A 21706-nucleotide genomic window follows, 5' to 3' on the forward strand; every position below is an offset into this window, starting at 1 on the left:
AACACTTATAACTAATAGGCCGATAATACACATAGTTAAATAATAAGGTAGATCGCATGGCTTCAAGTTTGTCTTTTCAAAACCTAAGTATAAGTAAAAAAATTCACGCTATCACGAGTATTGCTGTTATCGCTTTTGTGGTTATTGTATTAATCAATTATATTTCGATGGTGGACAATCGGGGCTCATTAGACGAACTTGAAAAAACATCTTATCAAGTGGTAAAACTAACATCAGCGAACGTCGGATTACTTGAAAAATTAGATGAGCTTTATACACAAGCAGTTACATTTGGTGAGCAAGACATTGTTGATAAAGCAAAAGAGACACTGACAGCGTTAACTGAGAATCTTGATGCAATAAATAATATTAATAGTACCTACATTGATAGACAAACACGCACACAGCTAACAGAGTATGCTGCTATATCATCAAAAATTGCCAACGATATGATCAGTGGAACCGCCGATTTTAGTAAAATTCAGCAGCAAGCTCAATCTAAAACCAAGATGTATAACTCGGTGTTGCAAAGTCTTAAAGCGGCTCAGCAACGCGCCGATGCGCGTTTTTTTGAGTTGGTAAATAACACCAAGTCACGATCTGATCATGCATTAACGTTAATGCTGGTTGTGTCATCAGTTTCATTATTATTATTGTTATTTATGGCTATTTGGATTGCTCGTGGAATTGCTGCTGCCGCCAGTGATGCGGCTGGAAATTTGCGTTTACTAGGTGAAGGCAAAGGATCTCTCAGTACACAACTGACAGTACGTAGTGAAGATGAAATCGGCCAAGTTGCTATTAACTTCAATACATTTATAGCCTTGTTAAGGGAGTCGGTACTCGAAGTAATGGCAGTGTGTGAACCCTTGATGGAAAACTCGACACGCTTAGTGCAGGGCATGGAGCAAGCCGAAAGTGCGACCAGCAAGCAAACCGCAGATGCTGAAATAGTTAAACAGTCGATGGAAGAAATGAAACAAAGTGTAGGAGACATTTCACACTCGGCAGCAAGTGCTTCTCGTGCTGCGCAAACGGCTGAGCAAGAAGTGGAACAAAGCCGTTCACAGATCCGAACATCAGTCACTGAATCTCAGACCTTAAGCGCGGAAATCAATCGTGCCGCTTCGACGATTAACAAGCTTGCGGATGATACAAAAAATGTAACTCAAATACTTAATGTGATCACCTCGATTGCAGAGCAAACCAATTTATTAGCACTTAATGCTGCTATAGAAGCTGCGCGAGCAGGTGAACAAGGGCGTGGTTTCGCTGTGGTTGCTGATGAAGTCAGAGAGCTGGCATCGCGTACGGCTAAATCAACCAATGAAATACGTGAACTATTAAGCACTTTAAGTAGTGCCGCAAACGAGTCGGTTAGTGCTATGACATCGGCGCGTGATATGGCCAGTAATAATGCAACAGCGGCAGAAAATACAGGTATTTCAATTGAAAAAATTGCAGAGCAAATGCTTGAAATTAATGGTATGAACTCACAAATTGCAGCAGCCACTGAAGAGCAAACATCAGTGGCGGCAATGGTGGTTGAAAATGTATCTAATATGCATACATCATTCGAAGATACTATGGCTTCGCTTACTGCGGTTCGTGATGTGGCGAAGAACTTACATTATCTGTCTGATAATCTATTGGATGCGACAGCTAAATTTAAAGTCGAATAACCTTGTAGTTATAATAAAAAACGCCTTGTGGTTAGATACCACAAGGCGTTTTTATTTAAGTTAACACAGCTAGAAAGTTGCAATTACTTTCACCGCATCACTCACTTTACTGCTATCAATATAGCCAATAGCATCGGCATTACTCGAAACAAAGTTGATCACCGCCTGGTCATTATCTAGTTTTTCTGGCGGTGTACCTTTACCAGTAAAAACCAATTTTGACCAATAGGCATTAAGTTGGCTACTTGATTTACCAATTACTTTGTCATTGAATTCATCTGTTATACTGTTACCGTTTTGATTTACTGGATTTACTTTCACTCCATCCGCAAATGACTTGCTTTTACCAAGGTAGATTTTTTTGATTTCATCTTGGTCTATCGTATTGGCATTACCTGTATTTACGATCACAGTAACGCCTGCAAACGCACTAAATGAACAGGCAGACATCAGGCCCGCTAAAATTAGTTTTTTCATAACCATCCCCTTAAAAAACCAAATCAACAGCAACGGCAATAACATCCGTTTCAGTATCTGAGATATCATCATTAAAACGGCTAAAATCAACTTTTAGTGCCGCAGATGAGTGAAAGTCGTAACGAGTTCCAATAGTGTATACATCACTTTGTGCACGAACACCATTGAGTGCCTGATTAATCCCATTATTGAGAGGAGGCACTTGGGTTACTTGATCAAAGCGAGATTTATCATGTTTGTCGTCATTATCTTCATAAGTAAAATGAATGATCCACTCATCCATACGATACCCAATCGACGCATAATATTGAGATTGTTTTGCTAAGATACTTTTTTCAACTTCAAACTGTGTGTATTCGGCATCAAATAATATGTTGTTATAGTCAATCGAAAAACCCACACCAATAAATGTACCGTCATCTTCATTTATAGCAATATCATCAGCTTGAGTTATTAGGCCGTTGTCGCGCAGTAATTGTTCAAGGCCATTAATAGCTTGTCCGCCAGCTTCACCATTACTTAAATTAATAGAGGTTTCAGCAACTAAGTAAGCGGCGCGAACACTAAACCAATCATACGATAGAGTCCAGTTCACTCCGGCGATGTCGTTTAGTTTGGCTTCATCATTATTTGTAACTGCGACAATGTCACCATCAAAGCCACCATAAATAACTTGTAAGGTTGAATCCCAATCTCCTATTTGTGAAGTGTGCAGTAGGCTCAAGCCTTCATAGGTAGAAAATGGAATACTATAAACAGACTGTGGTGGTCTTACCCAGCGATAAGCATAACCAACATCTAAGAAGTCAGAGTAGCGGTAAAAAGGCACACGCATTTTACCCGCACTGAGTTGCAGCTCATCGGTAAATTCGTATGTTAAATAAGCCCATTCAAACTCGGCATCAAAATCATTTTCACCACGGGCTACAATTTGTGCAGTTGCACTGAGCTTATCTTGTAAATCAGCCGATAATTGTAAAGCAAAAACACTTTCATTTTTAAATGAAATGTCGTTGTCGTACCCATATCGACTGGTATTATCATCTAATGTTTTGCCACCAACAATAGAGGCAAAACCATTAATACGTACTTCTGCAAATGAGCTTGCAGATGCGCATACAGCACATAAAGCAATTGCGAGAGGAAGTTTTTTCATTGTGTATCCTAAGTATATAAAAAATATTGATTTCAAAGACATTCTAGTAGTTAAAGATCAGCTTTGCGATGTAATAAAGGAAAATTTTTAACATATTGAGGAGTGTTGTGAGCTTGTTTTAGCAAACCTGTAAGGAATGGGTTAATTTATTTTATTGGCTGACTAATTAATGAGCGTTTACTTTTGTTTTTTGAATTAACGTGAAATTATTATACCGAATTTAACAGAAATAACATATAATACCCCTCCAAAGGTAAGATGCTTATGTTAAGCATCTTTTTTTATGCCTAAAATTAATTAGGCTGTTCACATATGTTACCCTTTGGAGAAAATATTGAAAATACGTCACCTATCCCAGTTAAGCATTGCAATTCTTAGCGCTTTTGCAACATCAAGCTACGCTCAAGAAGAAAAAACCACCGCTAAGCAGGATGCTTTTGAAAAAATAGAGGTGACTGCACGTAAGCGAACAGAAAGTATTTTTGAATCTCCAACAGCAATTACTTCTATTGGTGAAAACCTGATTGATAAAGCTAATATGAGTAACCTTGAAGATATTGGTAAGTATGTTCCTAACTTAAACATTACTCGTTACGGAGTTGGCAATGCCGCCCATGCATCGGTATTTATTCGCGGTATAGGGTTGCAAGATCATGTTATTACAACGGATCCTGGTGTTGGTGTTTACTTAGATGGTGTTTATTTAGGTCGCCAAATGGGCTCTAACTTGTCACTACCAAACGTTGAGCGTGTTGAAGTATTACGAGGCCCTCAGGGCACTTTATATGGACGTAATACATTAGGTGGCGCAGTAAACATCATTACAAAACAACCAGGCGACGAAGGTATTTTAACAACCACGGCTAAGGTTGGTTCTCGTGGGCGTATCGCGGGTGATGTGTATTTTAATAATGCTTTGACTGATGAATTAAGCATGTCTGCAAGTGCATCTTACAAACAGCGTGATGGTGTGGGTAAAGCTATTAATTTAGAAAACCCAGAGCAAAAAATTGGTGAAGAACAAGAAACGAGTGGCCGTGTTGCTATAAAGTGGCAACCTGACACAGACTTTTCCCTGGTTTTTGCATTGGATGCAGTTGATAACGAATCAGGTCAATCACCGTATACAATTGAACTTACACAAGCACTTGATGCAAATAACTCTGCCAATGGTGATTTCCCACTACTTACTAGCGATATGCTACCAGCAGATCCGGATGATTTAGCGTCAACGGTTGCAGGTATTGAGTCAACCTCATATTCAGGTTGGGGTAGTTCATTAAGCCTTGATTGGGCATTAAATAATAGTTATACCGCAAAGTTTATCTCAAGCTACCGTACCTCAGAGTATGAAGGCGGTCTTGATGATGATGCTGTCGCTCTTAATTTATCTGAGTTTCCAGAACAAGGTGGAGCCGACCAATATTCATTTGAAATTCAATTAAATGGCTCATTTTCTGAGATGGATTTTGTATCGGGTCTTTACTATTTTAATGAAGATGGCTTTACCCGTTCAGGCCCATTTGTTTTTAGCCCGTGGAATACACCTAATGGTTTATTAAACGATGGCACAACAGCGTCATTCGGTGATTATGGTAACTTCAATATAAATCAAGAAACTAACTCATATGCTGCTTATATTAACGCTAGTTACGATTTAACAAATGAGTTAACAGTTGGTGGCGGTCTTCGTTATTCAAAAGATAAAAAAGTAGCGGATGCACTTTTTCCAAGCTTTCCTGAGCGCAAGTACGTATCAGCCGATTTTGATGCTGTAACCTGGGACGTCAATGCGTCGTATCAGTTAAGTAATAACATGAACGTGTATGGACAAATTCAAAAAGGTTATCAAACGGGTGGATTCCCGCCACGTCCATTTGGTGGTCCAGATCAATTTGTATCTTTTGAAGAAACAAAAGCAATCAACTATGAGTTAGGCCTCAAAGGTCAGGTACATGAAAATGTATCAATGATGTTGGCTGTTTTTGTAACTGATTACACAGACTTGGCATTACCCTTCTCAGATCCAACCGCAGGCGGTGGCTTTGTGACTATTGTTGAAAATGCAGGTGCATCTAAAGCACAAGGTATTGAGCTTGAAACCACTGTTGCAGTGACAGACGATTTTACAATTCGTAGTGCTGTGGGTTACTTAGATTCAGAGATCACGGAGGTTGATGCTGGTGTGCAAGGTATTGGTAAAGGAGACTCACCAGCATTGACCCCACGCTGGACTGTAATGGTTGCACCTTCATACTTTATTGATTTAAATAACGGTGCAACAGTTGCGCTCAATGCTAACTACTCTTATCGAAGTGATATGCAAGGTCAGTCAGTTTATAATCAAAGTGAGCATATCGATTCACGAGAGTTAGTTGGTTTTAATATCTCTTACCTAAACGCGTATGGTGATATGGAAGTAACGCTATATGGTGAAAACGTATTAAATGAAGTATACGATGTGGGTCGCTTGCAGCAATCAGGATTTGTAGGTGTAATGCGTAGTAACGATCGTAGCGAGTTTGGTATTAAATTTAAAAAAGACTTTGAATTGTAAACTTACAAACTTAAAAAAGGGGCAGACACTGCCCCTTTTTAAGTTTTGTATAGATAAATCTGTATACTTAGGTATAAAAATAGCCAAAAGGCTAGCAAATATAACTAAGCTTTAAAGCCAACTAGTTATTACTTTCTTTGTCATGTTCTTCACGTGCAGCTTGTAATTCGTCAACGAGCTGTTGGGCTTTTTGCTTGGTTTTTTCTGTTAACTCGCCTGCTGCTTCTTTACTTTCAATCCAGGCATCAAGGGCAACTTCTTTGCCATCATCATACATATCAAGGCCAAGTTTTTTACTTTCTTGTAGTAGCTCATCAAGTGATTCACCTTTAAATTGATTGCTGGTTTCTTTTACTTCATCCCATGCATCATTAAGTGCTTTTTTAACCTCAGTTTTAGCTTCAGCGGCATCTTTTTTTGCTTCGCTGGCGTCTTCGCAACCGGTTAGTGCTACACAGCCTAATAAAACTAAACTTGTTAATTTGTTCATATTCGTTCCTTTGTATAATAATTATGTCCCGAGGAATATTTCCTCTGGTACAGTATTGATGGCAATCTTAAAACAAGCAATATACAGGCAAGAAAATGAATATACCTCGAACAGCACGACTTAATTTTAAATTAATGGATGAAAATGACAGTGCGCTACTGTTTGAACTCGATAACGACCCACAAGTTATGGAGTACCTTACTCGTGGCAAGACGACGACCATGAGCACTATCAAAGACGTTTTTATTCCGCGCATGCAAGCCTACCGCAATCCACAACAGGGCTGGGGGCTTTGGCAAGTTAACCTTAATGATAATGACAGCTTTATTGGTTGGATATTAATTCGGCCAATGGGTTTTTTTACTGCAGAGCCTGATTTTAGTGATATTGAAATTGGCTGGCGCTTTAAACGCACAAGTTGGGGTAAAGGTTACGCCAGTGAAGCCGCGCAAGCCGTTGCCGATGTGATCATCGCCAATGCTGAGATCAAGGCACTTAGCGCCACTGCACTAAAAGACAATAACGGCTCGATTAAAGTGATGGAAAAGCTGGGTATGCAGTTTATTGAATACTATACCCATAGCGACGAGTTCGGCGAGTTACCAGCCGTGCTATATCGAAAATTTGTGTAAAGTTATTCATTGTAGTTTGACCCTTGTTAACTGAATGTGTATTAATGGGGTTAATAAAATAATCAAAAAATAAAATCAACAAGGAATTAAATATGTTTGCAGGTGTAAAACATTTACTGATTTTTAGTGTCATTGTAATGCAGTTACACATAACGGCATTGGCAGCTAGTGGCAAAACAGCCCAAGCAGCAGTAGCTATGCCCGATAATTACAGTAGTGACGTAGCAAGAGCCATTTTGGAGCAGGGCGGTAACGCGGTTGATGCAGCCATTGCTGCGCAGTTTGTATTAGCCGTTACTTTGCCTGAAGCGGGAAACATTGGCGGTGGTGGTTTTATGCTGATCCAAAAAGACGGGCAAGGCGACTTTATAGATTACCGCGAAACAGCTCCAATTGCCGCCCATCGCGATATGTATTTGGATGACAAAGGTAATGTGGTTGCCAATAAATCGGTATACGGCATTCACGCCAGTGGTGTACCCGGTAGTGTGGCTGGCATGTGGCTTGCTCATCAAAAACACGGCACACTTGATTGGAAAACCCTTGTTGAGCCTGCAGTAAAGTTAGCCGAGCAGGGTTTTATTGTTCACCCTAAATTAGCCAGCAGTATTGAGCGCTACATTGCCCGCATGGCTAAAAAAGACGTAACAATTAACTTTGCTGATTATTTTGCCAGCGCTAAAGCGAATCAAAACTTTAAGCAACCTGAGCTTGCAGCCACGTTAAAACGTATTCGCGAGCAAGGTAAGGCAGGATTCTATGAAGGCGAAACTGCTAAAATCATTGCCGATTTTATGGCTGAACATGGCGGGATCATTACGCAAGCGGATTTAAAAGCCTATCAAGCAAAATCACGTACCCCAATGAAAGCAGCTTGGAACGCTTACCAAGTACTCACATCACCACCACCAAGCTCCGGCGGTATTGCAATAATACAATGGTTAAAAATGTACGAGCTGACTAAACCCAAAGCAGGGCTTGAGCATAACTCCACTCCATATATTCATTTATTAGCAGAAATTGGCAAACGCGTATTTGCTGATAGAGCAGAGTATTTAGGTGATCCAGACTTTTTTGACGTGCCAAAGAGCGAACTAATCGCCATGGATTATCTTAAAAAGCGCAGTAGCACCATCACACTCGATAAAATATCGACGACTGAAAACATTAAACCTGGGTTATATGAAAGCGAACAAACCACGCATTTTTCTATAGTTGATAAATGGGGTAATGCAGTATCGAATACCACCACCATTAATTTAGGTTATGGCAGTGGTGTAGTCGTTGCTGGCGCGGGCTTTTTGCTTAACGATGAAATGGATGACTTTAGTGCCAAACCAGGGGTGATGAATGTATTTGGCGCGCTCGGTGGTAAAGCCAATGAAATCCAGCCGCATAAGCGTATGCTTAGTTCAATGACGCCAACTATCTTACTCAAAGGCAATAAAGTTAAAATGGTTACCGGCTCACCTGGCGGCACCACCATAATAAGCTCGGTGTACGAATCTATTTTAAACGCGGTTGAATTTAATATGAGCGCCGATGAAGTGGTAAATAGCCCGCGTTTTCATCATCAACTTTGGCCTAAAAATGTGATCCGTCATCATGCAGGGTTAGATGCAAGCGTTGTTAAAGCACTAGAGAAAATGGGCTACACCTTAGACGAGCGCCATTTTGGTGATATGCATGTGATTATCGAACGTGATGGCAAACTAGATGCCGGCTCAGAAGCGTCAGGGCGCGGTAAGGCGATGGTGTTTTGATCGCAGCTTTAAGCGGTAAGTCATAAGTTGTAAGATTGTTCGGTGTTAAATTAGGCGATTGTAGTTGGGGGGAGGGTAACGAAGCCCAATTACAAAAAGGTTTCAGGGGCTAGGTAACTAGGTGTTAGGGGAGTGACTCGTAGGCGCGAGTTTACCTCGTGCAGTACGCAGTTTAATGAAATTGGGTGTTAGTGAACGACTCGCCATAGCATTTGGTATCACCAGCACCAAAAGTAGGCGGTTGGAAGCGAAGGCCCTTGTCGAAGCTCAAAAACAAAAGTAATTAATATTGCGCTAGGCAATGACTATTTAGCGTCACAAGGTTTAGTGTCATTGAGAGATATTTGGATCAATATTCATTACGGGAGATGAACCGACCATAGCACTTTCTGCTAATGAAAAGCGCATGATGGGTGGTGTGGGGGCCGGAGGAGACCTCCTGCTACCCGATTAGGTTTAATGTGTTTGCGTTGAGACAAACTTAGCTGCGTTAAAGAACAGTTTCTTCTTAATAAATTTATTACTATCAATATCTTGAAAGGTTAGCTCTAGAGTAAACTTCATTTTTGGATCAGGCGTTTCTGAATCAAAAACGAGCAAATACTCAACCCAACCTGATTTCATGCACTTTTCATTCTGGTTTCTTAACCTATCTTTGACCAAATGAAATGAATCTAGCTTTAGAATATCCCAGTCAATATATTCATAATCACAGGTTGGCTTGGGATCTCGCCATTTCACCATTTGCACTTTAACATCATCGTTTAAATCTGATTTAAAAGGAAAAAAGTTAATCTTATTCAATTCTCCTTTTACACTTACGCTAATCTGAAATAGGGTTTCACCAACTGAGCCCATATATGAGCCTTGCCTTTCAACTGGGATAAAAAATAACTCAAAATGGCTATCTGTTCTCACCGAGTTATAGGGTATAACTAGAACCTCAAAATCTTCAAACTTTAACTCTTTTGAAACCGCATCATCATAATATGTGTATGTTTTATTTGGATCAAAAGTTGGTTCGGCTGTTATGCTGCCTACACTACCAATGTGATAGCTTATATTGGCACAACTAAATAGAAAAATTGTACATATCGAAATTAAGAAGCTCTTTGCCAGTTCCATTTTAAACCTAACGCTCAAAGCAGCCGCGCGGTGTTAAGCGTCGGCTGCCTTTGCTTGTGTACGCCCGACATGGGCATTGACTTATGAGGTGAAAGTCCTCTGTAGGAAGATCACCGTTTAAATAACATACTGTTATTAAACGATAGACACTCGCGAATGGCAAGGGCTAAATCGCGAGAGATAGTCTGGAGTAAGAGGTGCTAAGAAGAAAGAGGTGCTAAGAAGACACCCACTTTATGATTTGCAATGTATCAGTTACGTACTAATTTTATTATTAGCACAATAAATGAGCAGGTTGTCACATGGCTATTGCGAGAAAGCGTCAGATAAGTTTGGCTGATACAAAGTACTATCATTGTATTTCTAGGTGCGTACGTCGAGCCTATCTATGTGGCGAAGATCGTTTTACTGGCCAATCATATGAGCATCGCAGGTGTTGGGTTGAAGAGAAGCTATTGGCTCTTTCTAACGTGTTTTGTATTGATGTTTGCGCATATGCAGTGATGAGTAATCATACGCATTTAGTGTTGTATGTTGATGATAAAAAAGCGAAACGACTGAACGATAAAGCCATTATTATCCGTTGGCATAAATTATGTAAAGGCACCATGCTGACAAATAAATATGTTCAAGGGGGCAAGCTAACGAAAGCTGAATGCTTTTTTTTAAATGAGACCGTTGATGAGTACCGTGAGCGTTTATCAAGTATTAGCTGGTTTATGCGATTATTAAATGAAGATATAGCTCGCAGGGCGAATAAAGAAGATGGATGTACAGGGCGATTTTGGGAAGGCCGTTTCAAATCACAAGCACTGTTAGATGAAGCCGCATTGGCTGCATGTATGGCGTATGTTGATTTAAACCCAATCAGAGCGAAGATAGCTCACACACCAGAAACATCGGATTACACGAGCGTACAAAAACGGATTGAAAGTGCAACCGACGGTAAACAACCAATACAATTACTACGCTTTGCAGGTATGCCAAGGCAGCACATGCCAAAGGGCTTACCATTTGAGTTAAAATCTTATTTAGAACTTGTAGAGTTAACAGGTCGTTGTATACGAGAAGATAAGCGCGGTTATATAGATAATACTCATTCACGGTTATTGGAGCGGGTAAATATCTCAGCAGATAATTGGTTAAAACTCACGAGGCACTTTACACGGGTGTTTCATGGCGCAGTCGGGAGGCCAACATCGCAGGAAGGATACTGTGAACATTTAAATAGAAAGCGGCGAGCAAACGTGAGAAATTGTGAAAAGCTATTAGCATAAAATAGAGCGATATAGTAAACCATCTAAAGCAATTCAAAAACTGCGAATTTGCAGCCTTTTGATATCTAAAATTCAGTATTCAGCGGACATTAGTCACGTTATTTATTACAAACAACATTTCCTCGAAGAGTAATTGCGGGCAGGCAGTTGTTTGCACGGTTAAGTTTGATGACTTCAGCATTTATTTATAATGGGTGTCAATTATTTTAATTATTTTGTTCTTTTTATTAGCATAAAATAGAGCGATATAGTAAACCATCTAAAGCAATTCAAAAACTGCGAATTTGCAGCCTTTTGATATCTAAAATTCAGTATTCAGCGGACATTAGTCACGTTATTTATTACAAACAACATTTCCTCGAAGAGTAATTGCGGGCAGGCAGTTGTTTGAACGGTTAAGTTTGATGACTTCAGCATTTATTTATAATGGGTGTCAATTTTGTTCTTTTTTCAATTTTGTTCTTTTTCTCAAGTTGAGTCGTTTCGTATGCAAACGCGAAATAACCTAGAAAAAATTATTGTAATAATAGCATTTATTGCGGTAAGACTTCTTCAGTTACGTGAATTTGTTGGTGATAAAGATGAGGCAAAGTCAATTAGTTGCGAACAATTTTTAACTCTATTGAATGGAAGCTGCTCTGGTCAAAGACCGAAACTAAAAAAATGTCTAGCACAACGCCTTCATTACATTGGGCTTATTATGCACTTGCCAAATTAGGCGGGTGGCACAACAGCAAGCAAACTGGTGTTGTTGGTTGGGAAGCTTTATGGAAAGGTTGGTTTTCACTGAGCCAAATGCTAGAAGGCGCTCGATTCATGCAAGCGCAACAACAGAAGATGTGATCAAGAGACAGGTGTCAGGATAGTTGTCGCCTCTAATATTTAGTAGAGGCAAATAAAATGAGACGTCGATTTACACAAGAATTTAAAGTTCATGCTGTTGAAAAAGCATTATCTCAATGTGATGATGTTCACCTAGAAGATATTGAACGTGATTTAGGGGTAGGTTATTCAACATTACAACGTTGGATTACACTCGCTAAAAAGCATGAACTTGAGACTCAACATACAGGCCTCCAAATGACATCAGAAAAGCGACCACAAGATTGGGGTTAGAAGAAAGGCTCAACGCGGTTATTGAGTGTGGAAGTTTAGATGAGGTTGCTATGAGTGAATACTGCCGTAATAAAGGGCTTTACCCGCATCATATTCAGCAATGGAAGAAAGACTTTTTTGACCATTACACACCTGACGCATGATTACTCCTTAGATAAAAATGGAAGGACAGAAACGAAAAAGCCCATCGGAAGGATGGGCTTGGTTTTTAGGGGGATTAAGGATTTTTTATCAGATCCCAAATTTACAAAAAGTGAAAATCAAAAACTCTGTCCCCTTGAACAAAAAAAATAGCGTATTAAAACTCCATTTAGATAAAATTTAGGGAAGCTTCACTCTCCCCAAAATTCATCTGCCAAGACTATATAACCTTTAGTAATGATGGAGTTTCAACTGTTGTTTTCCCATCAGGGAATTCTGAATGTATGAAATAGTCAACCTCAAAAGATAATGCATTGGATACTGTTGAATTATCATCTCTTTTAACAACTAGACTATAAGAAATAGCCCAAACTGCTTGAGCTTTATTAGGTGGCACTGAGATCGACCGCGTTATCGATTTTTCAGTAAATTCAGTAATGCCAGTCGATCTTGTCCAACCAAGTTCAACTGAAACTGTTGCAGAGACCTTACCGCCCGTACCTAAAAAGCTCACTCCACCTTCAGCGGTCACAGAGACACCTGTTTTCGTACTAAAGGAACTACTTTGCGTAGTGGACACTCCTGTTGAAATGGTTTCATCCACATGCTGAATAACAGATGTTTGATTGTAGTCATAAAGCTCAGTTTTATAACTTATGTATCGATCTACTTTGTAAAAAGGCGAGTTGCTGACTTTCCAGGCCAAATCTTTGAAATCATCTTTAACTGCAGTGAATGGAACATAGACAGTACGATCTAAAGATGGTGTAGTAGTTGACGCTGGAGGGTCATAACTGGTTAAAGTTGGATAAGGAGGATTCTCGGCACTTTCTGTTGGTAATAACAAGTTTAAGCAATGAAGAACACTGGCACCGACAGGTGGATTATAATTATTATTCCCAACAAATGACCCAACAGATATCAGCCCTTTTTCAGTGTCATAATATTCTGCTGGAACATTGATTTCAAAAGAGCCGAAATCAGCACTTGCACCGGACCCATGATCAGCCCAGATTCCATTCCCAACAACCGCACCATAAGCTAAATCAGCTCTTACGCAAGTAATATCCTCTAAAGAAGGTGAGTTATAACCTTTTACAAACACATCACCCAAAGCGACATAACCATCAGGGGCCACCGGCCGCCAACAAGAGCCATCTTTATGCGCACCAGACCCAGAATCCTTCCATATCATATCAAATTTAACTGGAGATCTTAGAGCAGGAGCACCCTCCTTTATCGAAGCCTCTTTGACGCACAAAGCAGCCACAGTACCATTTATACCTCCATAATGATTTACACCGACGGAACCTAATGCTTTAAAGCCGCTTGGTGGAAGAGGATGCCAATATGCGCCATCTTTTGATGCGCCACTCCCAGAATCATCCCAACGAAAATCGAATTTATCAGTAAACGTTATAACTAACTCACCAAACTGCTTAGCTTTTTCTGCACTCATGATAATTATCCTTTAATTAAATCAACAAAAAACATCCACTTCCAACTATAAAAAACTAACATCAGCCTTCAAAATCAAAATTAGCGTTTTAATTTAAACATTTCAATTACACGGCATTACACGAACTAAAAAAGCCCACGCTCGGTGGGCTTTTTGTTTTTGTTACTTATGCTTAGGCATTGCCAGTCGTCTAGGAAGGTGCGGTTGGTGTATTCCTTGATGTGGTCGACGTTGTCGTTTACCCAGTCTAGTGTGCGTAGCTGTGCGATTTGCTGTTGGTACATGCGGATGGCTTGTACTATGTCGTTTAGGTCGCTGGCGGGGAGGACGACGGGGTTGCTTTACAGTTTTATGGAGGTGACGATGTTGTTGATCAATTACTTTCCTCGGAGGTAATCACTCTCGGCTTCCAGCGCGGCGGTGTCGGCTGAGGGGGCGGGAAGGTGTTTTTGTTCGTCTAGGCGCTATTTTTTATCTGACCCCAAACTCTAATCCAAAATGTTAAGTTTACATTTTAGTATTTATGCGACACGCAGTTTGTGTTGCATAATCGCTTGTTGGACTGAGGCGCTACCTGCTCGGTGTGTCAGAGTTGGTGTTGTTTATGCTATGGACTTTACATATATAGAAAGGCTTTTTATGACCTAAGCGATATCAAGCTAGTTTCATTGCCGTGACTGTCGTATCTAAGCTGTCCCTGCGTTACTCAGCGTTTATTATCTATCCATTACACCTAAATTCTGCTCGATAAGCAATTATATTTTTTGCACACAAACCTTGACTTCAGACATCAAAATTCGTAACTGTCCGCTCCAAGCTCTTCGAAAGAAATATAGCCAGCAGTTTATGTGCGTGCCCTGAGTATTCGTTAGCGAGCCGTGGAGCACTTGCTGGCTCGAAAGAAAAGCGGTAATCATCAAATGATTTTCACTCATTATTCGTAGCCAGTAAGCACATACCCTAAACCACTTTAAAGTGTAGTTCTTAGGTGTGAATGACTATATCACGCTTAATCCCGCCGCTCAGATCGTCACGGACAACTAATTAAATACCACTACATACGACTAAGTACCACACACCATAAAACCGGGATTCCCCCCACGGCAATTTTTACTTTGAATTTAAGTGCTTTTTGTATAGCTTTGAGTTTTTCGCGGTCGTCGCCTTGTATTTCGATGATGCCGTATTTTATTGCTCCGCATTAGCTACTTTGGCTTTCCTGCTATCTATTATTAGTTTATTTTGACCTGAATTTAGCACCGCATTTATGGCAGAGTTTAGGTCTGATTTCTACGCCTTCACTACCTGATGCAAATGGAATGGAGTTACATTTTGGACACCTGTAATACAACCAAATACCAATGTTAAATACGAGCACTCCGATTAATGCACCATAAAAAGGATTTAGAAACTCAATATCAAAATATTGAAGAATAAAGCCACTTGAAAAGCATACAAGAGTTAATAGCAATATGAGATAAAACCGTTTTTTTACTGGTTTAAATTGCTCCGATACATCATCCATAATTGAGTGTTGCTCCAGTTAAATTAACGCTGCCGTTGGCGGTAAAATGAGAGTGGCTAAATCGCGAGGAACAAGCGAAGCAAGTTACCACGCTACTTTATTACTTTGTTTTATTGTAAGAAAAGCACCTTAGGTATTCGTCTTCACACAGCTCTATATCCAAAGCTGCACTAGCTTTTAGAGCAGAGACTAGTTTTTTATTGGGTAGATTATCTAATATCATTTAAGCTCTCTTTGTGTGGGAGTAGACAATTTTATCTCCGATGTTTTTCTTTGTATTACAATATATTGATCATAAATTAAGAAAGTACATATATGCAATTAGGTCATCAAGTCTCTGCTTTTTATAGGCAAGCCGGCGGCTCATCACCCTCCGGCAATTTTTACTTTGAATTTGAGTGCTTCTAGGATGGCTTTGAGTTTTTCGCGGTCGTCGCCTTGTACTTCTATGATGCCGTCTTTTACCGCGCCGCCTTGGCCCATTTTACTTTTAATGGTTTTGGCGAGTTTTTTTAAATCGTGTTGCTCGCTGTCAATACCAGTTACTAACATAACACCTTTACCTTTACGGCCTTTGGTTTGGCGTTCGATGCGCAGGGCGCCGTCTTTAAATACTTTACTAGCCACTTCTATGCTTGGTTTTGGTTGGCTGATACGGCCTGTTTCGGTTGAATAAACGAGATTACTATCACTCATGCTTAACCTGCATTTAAAAAGTTAAATAAACAATGGGCAAGATAATATCAAATCTAATAACAAATTTGTGCATAGGGAGTTTTATTTTTGGTGATTTTTCATTAACAAGTTATATTTAATACTAATTAAGAATGGATAATCTGAGCAGGAGTTACCTAATGAGTCTAAGTAAGAGTGCATCAGCAGATGGTGCGACACTGACTATTCAAATTAAAGGGAAGTTCGACTTTAATTTAGTGCAGTCATTTCGACAGTCGTATTCTGATATCAATGAAAAAACCGCTAAGGTCGTAATTGACTTGCGAGAAACCGATTATATGGATAGCTCCGCCCTTGGTATGTTGCTGAATATGAAAAAAACCTTAGGGACCTCGGTCGATGCAATTCAAATCAGTAATTGTCAGCCGCAACTGAAAAAAATTCTGCAAATTTCACGTTTTGATAAAAAGTTTGATATTGATTAATGCATATTCTCGTTGTTGATGATCTGCCACTTAATTGTACGCTTTTGAAAGTAATGATGGAGCAACAAAATTACGAGGTATCAACTGCTGCTAATGGCGTTGAAGCATTAGCAATATTAGCACAGCAAAATATTGATATTGTGCTACTTGATGTAATCATGCCAGTGATGGATGGCTATGAAACAGCGACAAAAATTAAGCAGTTATACAACGATGTTTACTTACCAATTATTTTTATAACCTCTTTGGAAGATCAAAGTAGTTTTGAACGTTGTTTAGAGGCTGGTGGTGATGACTTTATCCATAAACCGTTTGATAAAGTAATTTTAACTGCGAAAGTAAAAGCCCACAGCCGTACCCGTAAGCTGAGCTTAAAAACCCACGAACAAAATAAGTTATTAGAATATCATTACAATCAAACTGAGCGCGAGCACGAAATAGTTGAACATATTTTTAATAACGCCTTAGAAAACCAGCATAAATTTTCCGAGAACATTGATTTTCATCTTTCACCAGCTTCTATGTTTAATGGTGATATGTGTTTGGTTGGGCAAAGTCCAATTGGTAGTTTGTATTGTATGCTTGGCGATTTTACGGGCCATGGTTTAGCGGCTGCGGTAGGAGCATTGCCAGCATCGAAAGTCTTTTACACTATGGTAAATAAAGGCATGGCAGTCAGTGATATTGCCGCTGAAGTGAATGCTGTATTAGCGCAATTGCTGCCCGGACATATGTTTTGTGCCGCGACAATTATTGAGCTAAGTAGCTCCGGGAAAAGTGTTTCAGCTTGGCTTGGCGGCTTGCCCGATGCCTATTTAATTGATCAGCAAGGAAGCGTATTAAAAATCTTAGAGTCACAGCATATGGCTTTAGGGATTTTAGAAAACGACGAATTTGAACGTGAATTAATTCATTTTGAAGTCGATACCAGTATGCGCTTAGCGCTAGCAACCGACGGTATTATAGAAACTACCAATGCAAACGATGAATTTTTTGCAGAGCAACGCTTTATAAAGGCACTTGCGAGCAAGCCTAAAGTGACCAGTCAAGATGTGATCGCGCAAGTGACTAAGTTTGCTCATGGTAGCAAACAACAGGACGACCTTAGTCTAGTACTTTTTAATTGTATAGCGGTTCCTCCTGCGATAGAAGAGCAGGCTACTTATTCTCGTTTACCGTTTAATTTTTCTTTAACGCTTAATTCTCGGCAAATAAAACAAACTGATCCAGTGCTTGAAATCGTTGAAGTACTTACGCAAGTTGGCGGTTTAAAAGAACATCGCTCTGATATTTTCTTACTGCTCTCTGAGGCATATAACAATGCACTTGATCACGGTGTATTAGGGCTCGATTCAGATATTAAAAATAAAGAAGATGGTTTTATTGAGTATTATCAACTTCGAGAGGCGGCATTAGCCAAACTCGTTGATGCATTGATCATTATCGATATACGTTATTGCCCTGATACATTGAGCCTGTATTTTATAATTTGCGATTCTGGCAATGGTTTTTCAAACACTGATAGTAATGCAAGCAGTAATAATCGCGAACATGGTCGCGGGCTATCGATACTAGAAGAAATCGCAGAGCAGGTGACTTATAACTCATCGGGTAATCAAATTGAAATGTGTTATCGATTGGTGCAATAACAAAGCTAGTCGTGATTGTTTAGCCATGCTATGATTTGTTTTTTAGATGTTTGGATGGCTAAATGATTTGTTCTTATTTATCTCTTGCGCAGTTAGATGTACCTGCTCAGTTAGTCGCTGCTGAGCTTGCTAAGCTCGAAAGCTATTTATCAAATCAGTCGCTTCCTGCGGTACGCTGGCAATATCAAATACCAGAACTGGGTGAAGGCGGGGCGTGCAGTTTATTTGGTTACTTACAAGATGAGCCGTTTAAACTTACTGATTTTTTACCACAAGATCAGCACACCACGCAAAAGCTTGCTCAATTACAGCTGGTTGTTGATTACGTTGTAGCGCAAACTAAGGTTGATTGGTACGGTATTTACCAAAGCACATTAACACCTGAGGGTGGGCAATTACTTAAACTGGCTTACTTTGGCGCACCAAGTCGAGCGCTTTTTCCACTTACCGACGCCTTTGCTGCTGGGAGTAATAATGTACAGGTGGCACTGAGTAGCAAAGGGCGAGTGATCAACAATGTTGAGCAGTATTTGGCCGCGGGTGGTGAATATTATACCTGTGACCCTAAAGTGAAATCAGAAGCTTGTTTGCCGCTTTTTGACAGTGCACATCGCTGCGTTGGTATCGTAGATGGCGAAGCCTTTAATAACGATTTTTTCAACCAGCAAACATTAGCGCTATTAATTGCATGCTGTATTAAAATTCCTCACTTTTTAGTGTAAATAACACTAGCCAATCTAGTGAGCTTTTATGTTAAGCTAAGTACAACAGCTAACCCCTAAATAATGAAAGAGATAGTCAATGTTCTCAGTATTAAAACCATTACCCACTGATCCTATTCTTGGCCTTATGGCGGCCTATAAGCAAGATACTAACCCAAATAAGATTGACTTAGGGGTTGGTGTTTATAAAGACGAATTCGGTAATACGCCGGTATTAAAAGCAGTTAAAAAAGCTGAAGCGTTCCGACTTGAAAACGAAACTAGCAAATCATACATTGGTTTGGCGGGTAACTTAGATTACTGCCAAAAAATGGAAAACCTATTATTAGGTGAGCACCAAGCGTTATTAGCTAATCGTGTTCGTACAGCACAAGCACCAGGCGGTACAGGTGCACTGCGTGTTGCAGCTGAATTTATCGTTCGCTGTAATCCAGGTGCGACAGTATGGGTTACTAATCCTACTTGGGCAAACCACATTAGCTTGTTTGAAGCCGCTGGCCTAACAGTTAAAGAATACCCGTACTACGATTATGAAAACAAAGACTTATTATTTGATGAAATGATCGAAACCCTTACCCAAGTGCCCAAAGGTGATGTGGTATTACTGCACGCATGTTGTCATAACCCAAGTGGTATGGACTTAAACGAAACGCAGTGGAACACAGTTGCAGAACTGGCAAAAGATGTTGGCTTTACCCCACTGGTTGATATTGCATATCAAGGTTTTGGTTCAAGCCTGGAAGAAGATGCAAATGGTTTACGTATTTTAGCCAATGCAGTTGATGAGCTGATCATTTGTTCGTCATGTTCGAAAAACTTTGGTTTATACCGTGAGCGTATTGGTGCATGTTCAATCATTGCGAAAGACAGCGCAACAGCTGATATTTCAAACTCAGTATTGTTAAGTGTGGTACGTAGTATCTATTCAATGCCACCAGCCCACGGTGCTGATATTGTGAACACTATTTTAAGCAGCACTGAACTGACACAGCAGTGGCACAGTGAACTTGATGAAATGCGTAACCGTATCAATAGCCTACGTACTTTGATCAAAGACAGCCTAGCGGCAAAAGAGATTGCTCAAGATTTCTCATTTATTGACCGTCAACACGGTATGTTTTCTTTCTTAGGTATTAATAAAGAGCAAATTGAGCGCCTGCAAAAAGAATACGGTATCTACATTGTTGGTTCAAGCCGCGTTAACGTAGCAGGTATCAGTCAAGCTAATATCGATTACTTTGCAAATGCTGTTGCAGACGTTTGTAAGTAATTTTACTTAAATAGCGTTTATTAAAATAAAAAAACCGCACTAACTTATTGTTGTGCGGTTTTATTTTTTAACCTAGAAGTACGCGTCAATTAAATTGCATTGCCGTGATAATAACGACAATGCAAAGGGAAGGTTAATTTAACCAGCGGATCGCACCATTGATACGATCATTGTAATTTTCTAATGGCGCACCAAGACTTGCTACTAAAATAGTATCTGCGTCAGCGCCACGATTAATATGGCCTTCAAAACGATCGTCTTGAAAATCATTGTCGCCGATGCCAAACGATTGCTGTTTTGATGGCACTATAAATACCGTCATCGGGCCATAATCTGATTCAAAAACTAGGTGCAATCCCTTTTGGCCTTTAAAGTCACAAAACATTAAGTAAGTCACTTTACCTGGCAATTCATCTAAATGGCCACCTAACACAGCAAATTTTTCATTTACCGTTGCTAAGCTGATTGCTTCGGTCTTTTGCAGCGAATTAATTTCATAGTAAACATGAGCAAGTGCATGTTCGCCAGCTGCGTACGCGACATTTTGTTCGCTGCTAAATAAAAATGCCCCCACAGCCACCAATACTGAGGCTGCCATGGCAAGTGGTAAACGTGCACGTTTAAAACGTGTACTTGCCTCAATTAGATTATCTTTTTGTTGTGGCGGTGTTTGTGCGCTGGTATCAGCTGGTGCTTGGTTGACTTGCTCAGTTGTGAGCGACTCGTTTTGTGCATGCGCTGCGGTGTTTGCCAAAATACGCTCGGCAAGACCTGCTGGCACCGGTACGTCAAGTGCATTGGCAAGATCTAAATCAAAGGCCTGCATATCATTAATAAATTCTTGTCGCTCAGAGTGTTGCTCTGCAAACTCCACAAGCTCCTTATCTGTGCTGTTTGGCTGTGCGCTAATTCGGCGACGAAACTCGAGATCATCCATTAATTTGATGCCCCTTTAAGTTGTTCATCATCACGGCTCAATGCCTCTTTTAACTGGTTTCTGGCGCGGTATAAACGCGTCATAACCGTGTTTTTATTTAAATCTAATATTTCTGCTATCTCTTCACCGGAGCAGCCCATAACGACTTGTAATAATAATGGCTCGCGGTATTCATCAGGTAACTTAGCGATTTGACGTTGGATCACTGTTTGTTCCATTTCGTCATCCAAGGTGACGCTTTTTTCGTCAACTAAGGTGTCGTTTTCAACATCGCTATAATCAAATTGTTTGCGTTCAAAACGACGGGCATTTTCCCGGCGTAAAATCGTCAATAGCCATGGCTTAGCTGCTTTTTGATCTAATAATGAATCCAGAGATCGCCAAGCACGTAAAAATGTTTCTTGGACAAGATCTTCGGCAATATTAGGGTCGCGGCAGAGCCAATAAGCAAAGCGATATAATTCGCTATGATAAATATGAACAAGTTTTTCATAGCGTGTTTTTTTCTCTGCCATATCAACTAAGACCTGACTTTTAGAGTTTTCATTTCCAAGCATAAGCACTTTTA

The 21706-nt window shown here is 40.0% G+C and carries 19 protein-coding genes; 11 read left to right on the plus strand and 8 right to left on the minus strand.

The window, feature by feature from the left end:
* Positions 1–56: 56 nt before the first annotated feature.
* The gene (locus tag J7338_RS03605; protein WP_210795688.1) at positions 57–1682 is read left to right on the plus strand and encodes a methyl-accepting chemotaxis protein; all 1626 of its coding nucleotides are present in this window, start codon (positions 57–59) and stop codon (positions 1680–1682) included.
* A 69-nt stretch (positions 1683–1751) separates the two neighbouring features.
* Here J7338_RS03605 and J7338_RS03610 read toward each other — a convergent pair whose 3' ends face one another.
* Positions 1752–2159: a type 2 periplasmic-binding domain-containing protein gene (locus J7338_RS03610; RefSeq protein WP_210795690.1), complete on the minus strand. Its 408-nt coding sequence runs from the start codon at positions 2157–2159 to the stop codon at positions 1752–1754.
* Between the two features lie 10 nt (positions 2160–2169).
* Entirely contained in the window at positions 2170–3315 is a 1146-nt protein-coding gene (locus J7338_RS03615; protein ID WP_210795691.1) for a porin, read from the minus strand.
* 334 nt (positions 3316–3649) lie between these two features.
* Here J7338_RS03615 and J7338_RS03620 point away from each other — a divergent pair, with 334 nt between their 5' ends.
* Positions 3650–5872 carry a TonB-dependent receptor gene (locus tag J7338_RS03620; RefSeq protein WP_210795693.1) on the plus strand — a complete coding sequence of 741 codons (2223 nt, stop codon included), beginning with the start codon at positions 3650–3652 and terminating at the stop codon, positions 5870–5872.
* 121 nt (positions 5873–5993) lie between these two features.
* Here the strand turns inward: J7338_RS03620 and J7338_RS03625 are convergent, their stop codons facing one another.
* Positions 5994–6362, minus strand: coding sequence for a hypothetical protein (locus J7338_RS03625; protein ID WP_210795695.1), 369 nt, complete (start codon positions 6360–6362; stop codon positions 5994–5996).
* 95 nt (positions 6363–6457) lie between these two features.
* Here J7338_RS03625 and J7338_RS03630 point away from each other — a divergent pair, with 95 nt between their 5' ends.
* Both J7338_RS03630 and ggt read left to right on the plus strand, forming a co-directional pair.
* Complete coding sequence (locus tag J7338_RS03630; RefSeq protein WP_210795697.1) at positions 6458–6994, plus strand: GNAT family N-acetyltransferase; 537 nt, start codon at positions 6458–6460, stop codon at positions 6992–6994.
* 92 nt (positions 6995–7086) lie between these two features.
* Positions 7087–8757 carry a gamma-glutamyltransferase gene (gene ggt, locus J7338_RS03635; protein WP_210795699.1) on the plus strand — a complete coding sequence of 557 codons (1671 nt, stop codon included), beginning with the start codon at positions 7087–7089 and terminating at the stop codon, positions 8755–8757.
* 456 nt (positions 8758–9213) lie between these two features.
* Here the strand turns inward: ggt and J7338_RS03640 are convergent, their stop codons facing one another.
* Complete coding sequence (locus tag J7338_RS03640; protein ID WP_210795702.1) at positions 9214–9882, minus strand: hypothetical protein; 669 nt, start codon at positions 9880–9882, stop codon at positions 9214–9216.
* Positions 9883–10184: 302 nt separating this feature from the next.
* On the opposite strand from J7338_RS03640, the gene J7338_RS03645 reads away from it, so the two are divergent.
* The 3 genes from J7338_RS03645 (at position 10185) to J7338_RS03655 (ending at position 12275) form a co-directional block, all read left to right on the plus strand.
* Positions 10185–11159, plus strand: coding sequence for a transposase (locus J7338_RS03645; RefSeq protein WP_210795704.1), 975 nt, complete (start codon positions 10185–10187; stop codon positions 11157–11159).
* Positions 11160–11822: 663 nt separating this feature from the next.
* Positions 11823–12002, plus strand: a complete 180-nt coding sequence (locus J7338_RS03650; RefSeq protein WP_228732912.1) for a hypothetical protein — start codon at positions 11823–11825, stop codon at positions 12000–12002.
* A 57-nt stretch (positions 12003–12059) separates the two neighbouring features.
* The gene (locus J7338_RS03655; RefSeq protein WP_210795708.1) at positions 12060–12275 is read left to right on the plus strand and encodes a transposase; all 216 of its coding nucleotides are present in this window, start codon (positions 12060–12062) and stop codon (positions 12273–12275) included.
* A gap of 361 nt (positions 12276–12636) precedes the next feature.
* Here the strand turns inward: J7338_RS03655 and J7338_RS03660 are convergent, their stop codons facing one another.
* Both J7338_RS03660 and J7338_RS03665 read right to left on the minus strand, forming a co-directional pair.
* A complete protein-coding gene (locus tag J7338_RS03660) occupies positions 12637–13875 on the minus strand; it encodes a Vps62-related protein (protein WP_210795710.1) in 1239 nt (412 codons plus the stop codon).
* A gap of 1891 nt (positions 13876–15766) precedes the next feature.
* A complete protein-coding gene (locus J7338_RS03665) occupies positions 15767–16096 on the minus strand; it encodes an SUI1 family translation initiation factor (RefSeq protein WP_210795711.1) in 330 nt (109 codons plus the stop codon).
* 158 nt (positions 16097–16254) lie between these two features.
* Between J7338_RS03665 and J7338_RS03670 the strand changes: the two genes are divergently transcribed.
* The 4 genes from J7338_RS03670 to J7338_RS03685 all read left to right on the plus strand — a co-directional run bounded on the left by J7338_RS03670 (position 16255) and on the right by J7338_RS03685 (position 20201).
* Positions 16255–16560 carry an STAS domain-containing protein gene (locus J7338_RS03670; protein ID WP_169019858.1) on the plus strand — a complete coding sequence of 102 codons (306 nt, stop codon included), beginning with the start codon at positions 16255–16257 and terminating at the stop codon, positions 16558–16560.
* The gene (locus J7338_RS03675) at positions 16560–18209 is read left to right on the plus strand and encodes a fused response regulator/phosphatase (protein WP_210795713.1); all 1650 of its coding nucleotides are present in this window, start codon (positions 16560–16562) and stop codon (positions 18207–18209) included. Before J7338_RS03670 ends, J7338_RS03675 begins: the two co-directional genes overlap by 1 nt.
* A 62-nt stretch (positions 18210–18271) precedes the next feature.
* Entirely contained in the window at positions 18272–18931 is a 660-nt protein-coding gene (locus J7338_RS03680) for a histidine kinase (RefSeq protein WP_210795715.1), read from the plus strand.
* A gap of 79 nt (positions 18932–19010) precedes the next feature.
* Complete coding sequence (locus J7338_RS03685) at positions 19011–20201, plus strand: amino acid aminotransferase (protein WP_210795718.1); 1191 nt, start codon at positions 19011–19013, stop codon at positions 20199–20201.
* 133 nt (positions 20202–20334) lie between these two features.
* Here the strand turns inward: J7338_RS03685 and J7338_RS03690 are convergent, their stop codons facing one another.
* Both J7338_RS03690 and J7338_RS03695 read right to left on the minus strand, forming a co-directional pair.
* Positions 20335–21138 carry a DUF3379 family protein gene (locus J7338_RS03690; protein WP_210795720.1) on the minus strand — a complete coding sequence of 268 codons (804 nt, stop codon included), beginning with the start codon at positions 21136–21138 and terminating at the stop codon, positions 20335–20337.
* Positions 21138–21695, minus strand: a complete 558-nt coding sequence (locus J7338_RS03695) for a sigma-70 family RNA polymerase sigma factor (protein ID WP_210795722.1) — start codon at positions 21693–21695, stop codon at positions 21138–21140. Before J7338_RS03695 ends, J7338_RS03690 begins: the two co-directional genes overlap by 1 nt.
* Positions 21696–21706: the final 11 nt, after the last annotated feature.

This window comes from Pseudoalteromonas ostreae (assembly GCF_018069805.1).
In the GTDB taxonomy this organism is placed as follows: domain Bacteria; phylum Pseudomonadota; class Gammaproteobacteria; order Enterobacterales; family Alteromonadaceae; genus Pseudoalteromonas; species Pseudoalteromonas ostreae.

Coding starts and splice junctions, on each gene's coding strand:
- J7338_RS03640 (WP_210795702.1), bottom strand. CDS start 9,882: ATGGAACTGGCAAAGAGCTTCTTAATTTCGATATGTACAATTTTTCTA.
- J7338_RS03615 (WP_210795691.1), bottom strand. CDS start 3,315: ATGAAAAAACTTCCTCTCGCAATTGCTTTATGTGCTGTATGCGCATCT.
- J7338_RS03650 (WP_228732912.1), top strand. CDS start 11,823: ATGTCTAGCACAACGCCTTCATTACATTGGGCTTATTATGCACTTGCC.
- J7338_RS03695 (WP_210795722.1), bottom strand. CDS start 21,695: ATGCTTGGAAATGAAAACTCTAAAAGTCAGGTCTTAGTTGATATGGCA.
- J7338_RS03605 (WP_210795688.1), top strand. CDS start 57: ATGGCTTCAAGTTTGTCTTTTCAAAACCTAAGTATAAGTAAAAAAATT.
- J7338_RS03645 (WP_210795704.1), top strand. CDS start 10,185: ATGGCTATTGCGAGAAAGCGTCAGATAAGTTTGGCTGATACAAAGTAC.
- J7338_RS03680 (WP_210795715.1), top strand. CDS start 18,272: ATGATTTGTTCTTATTTATCTCTTGCGCAGTTAGATGTACCTGCTCAG.
- J7338_RS03665 (WP_210795711.1), bottom strand. CDS start 16,096: ATGAGTGATAGTAATCTCGTTTATTCAACCGAAACAGGCCGTATCAGC.
- J7338_RS03670 (WP_169019858.1), top strand. CDS start 16,255: ATGAGTCTAAGTAAGAGTGCATCAGCAGATGGTGCGACACTGACTATT.
- J7338_RS03630 (WP_210795697.1), top strand. CDS start 6,458: ATGAATATACCTCGAACAGCACGACTTAATTTTAAATTAATGGATGAA.
- J7338_RS03690 (WP_210795720.1), bottom strand. CDS start 21,138: ATGGATGATCTCGAGTTTCGTCGCCGAATTAGCGCACAGCCAAACAGC.
- J7338_RS03660 (WP_210795710.1), bottom strand. CDS start 13,875: ATGAGTGCAGAAAAAGCTAAGCAGTTTGGTGAGTTAGTTATAACGTTT.
- ggt (WP_210795699.1), top strand. CDS start 7,087: ATGTTTGCAGGTGTAAAACATTTACTGATTTTTAGTGTCATTGTAATG.
- J7338_RS03685 (WP_210795718.1), top strand. CDS start 19,011: ATGTTCTCAGTATTAAAACCATTACCCACTGATCCTATTCTTGGCCTT.
- J7338_RS03675 (WP_210795713.1), top strand. CDS start 16,560: ATGCATATTCTCGTTGTTGATGATCTGCCACTTAATTGTACGCTTTTG.
- J7338_RS03610 (WP_210795690.1), bottom strand. CDS start 2,159: ATGAAAAAACTAATTTTAGCGGGCCTGATGTCTGCCTGTTCATTTAGT.
- J7338_RS03625 (WP_210795695.1), bottom strand. CDS start 6,362: ATGAACAAATTAACAAGTTTAGTTTTATTAGGCTGTGTAGCACTAACC.
- J7338_RS03655 (WP_210795708.1), top strand. CDS start 12,060: ATGAGACGTCGATTTACACAAGAATTTAAAGTTCATGCTGTTGAAAAA.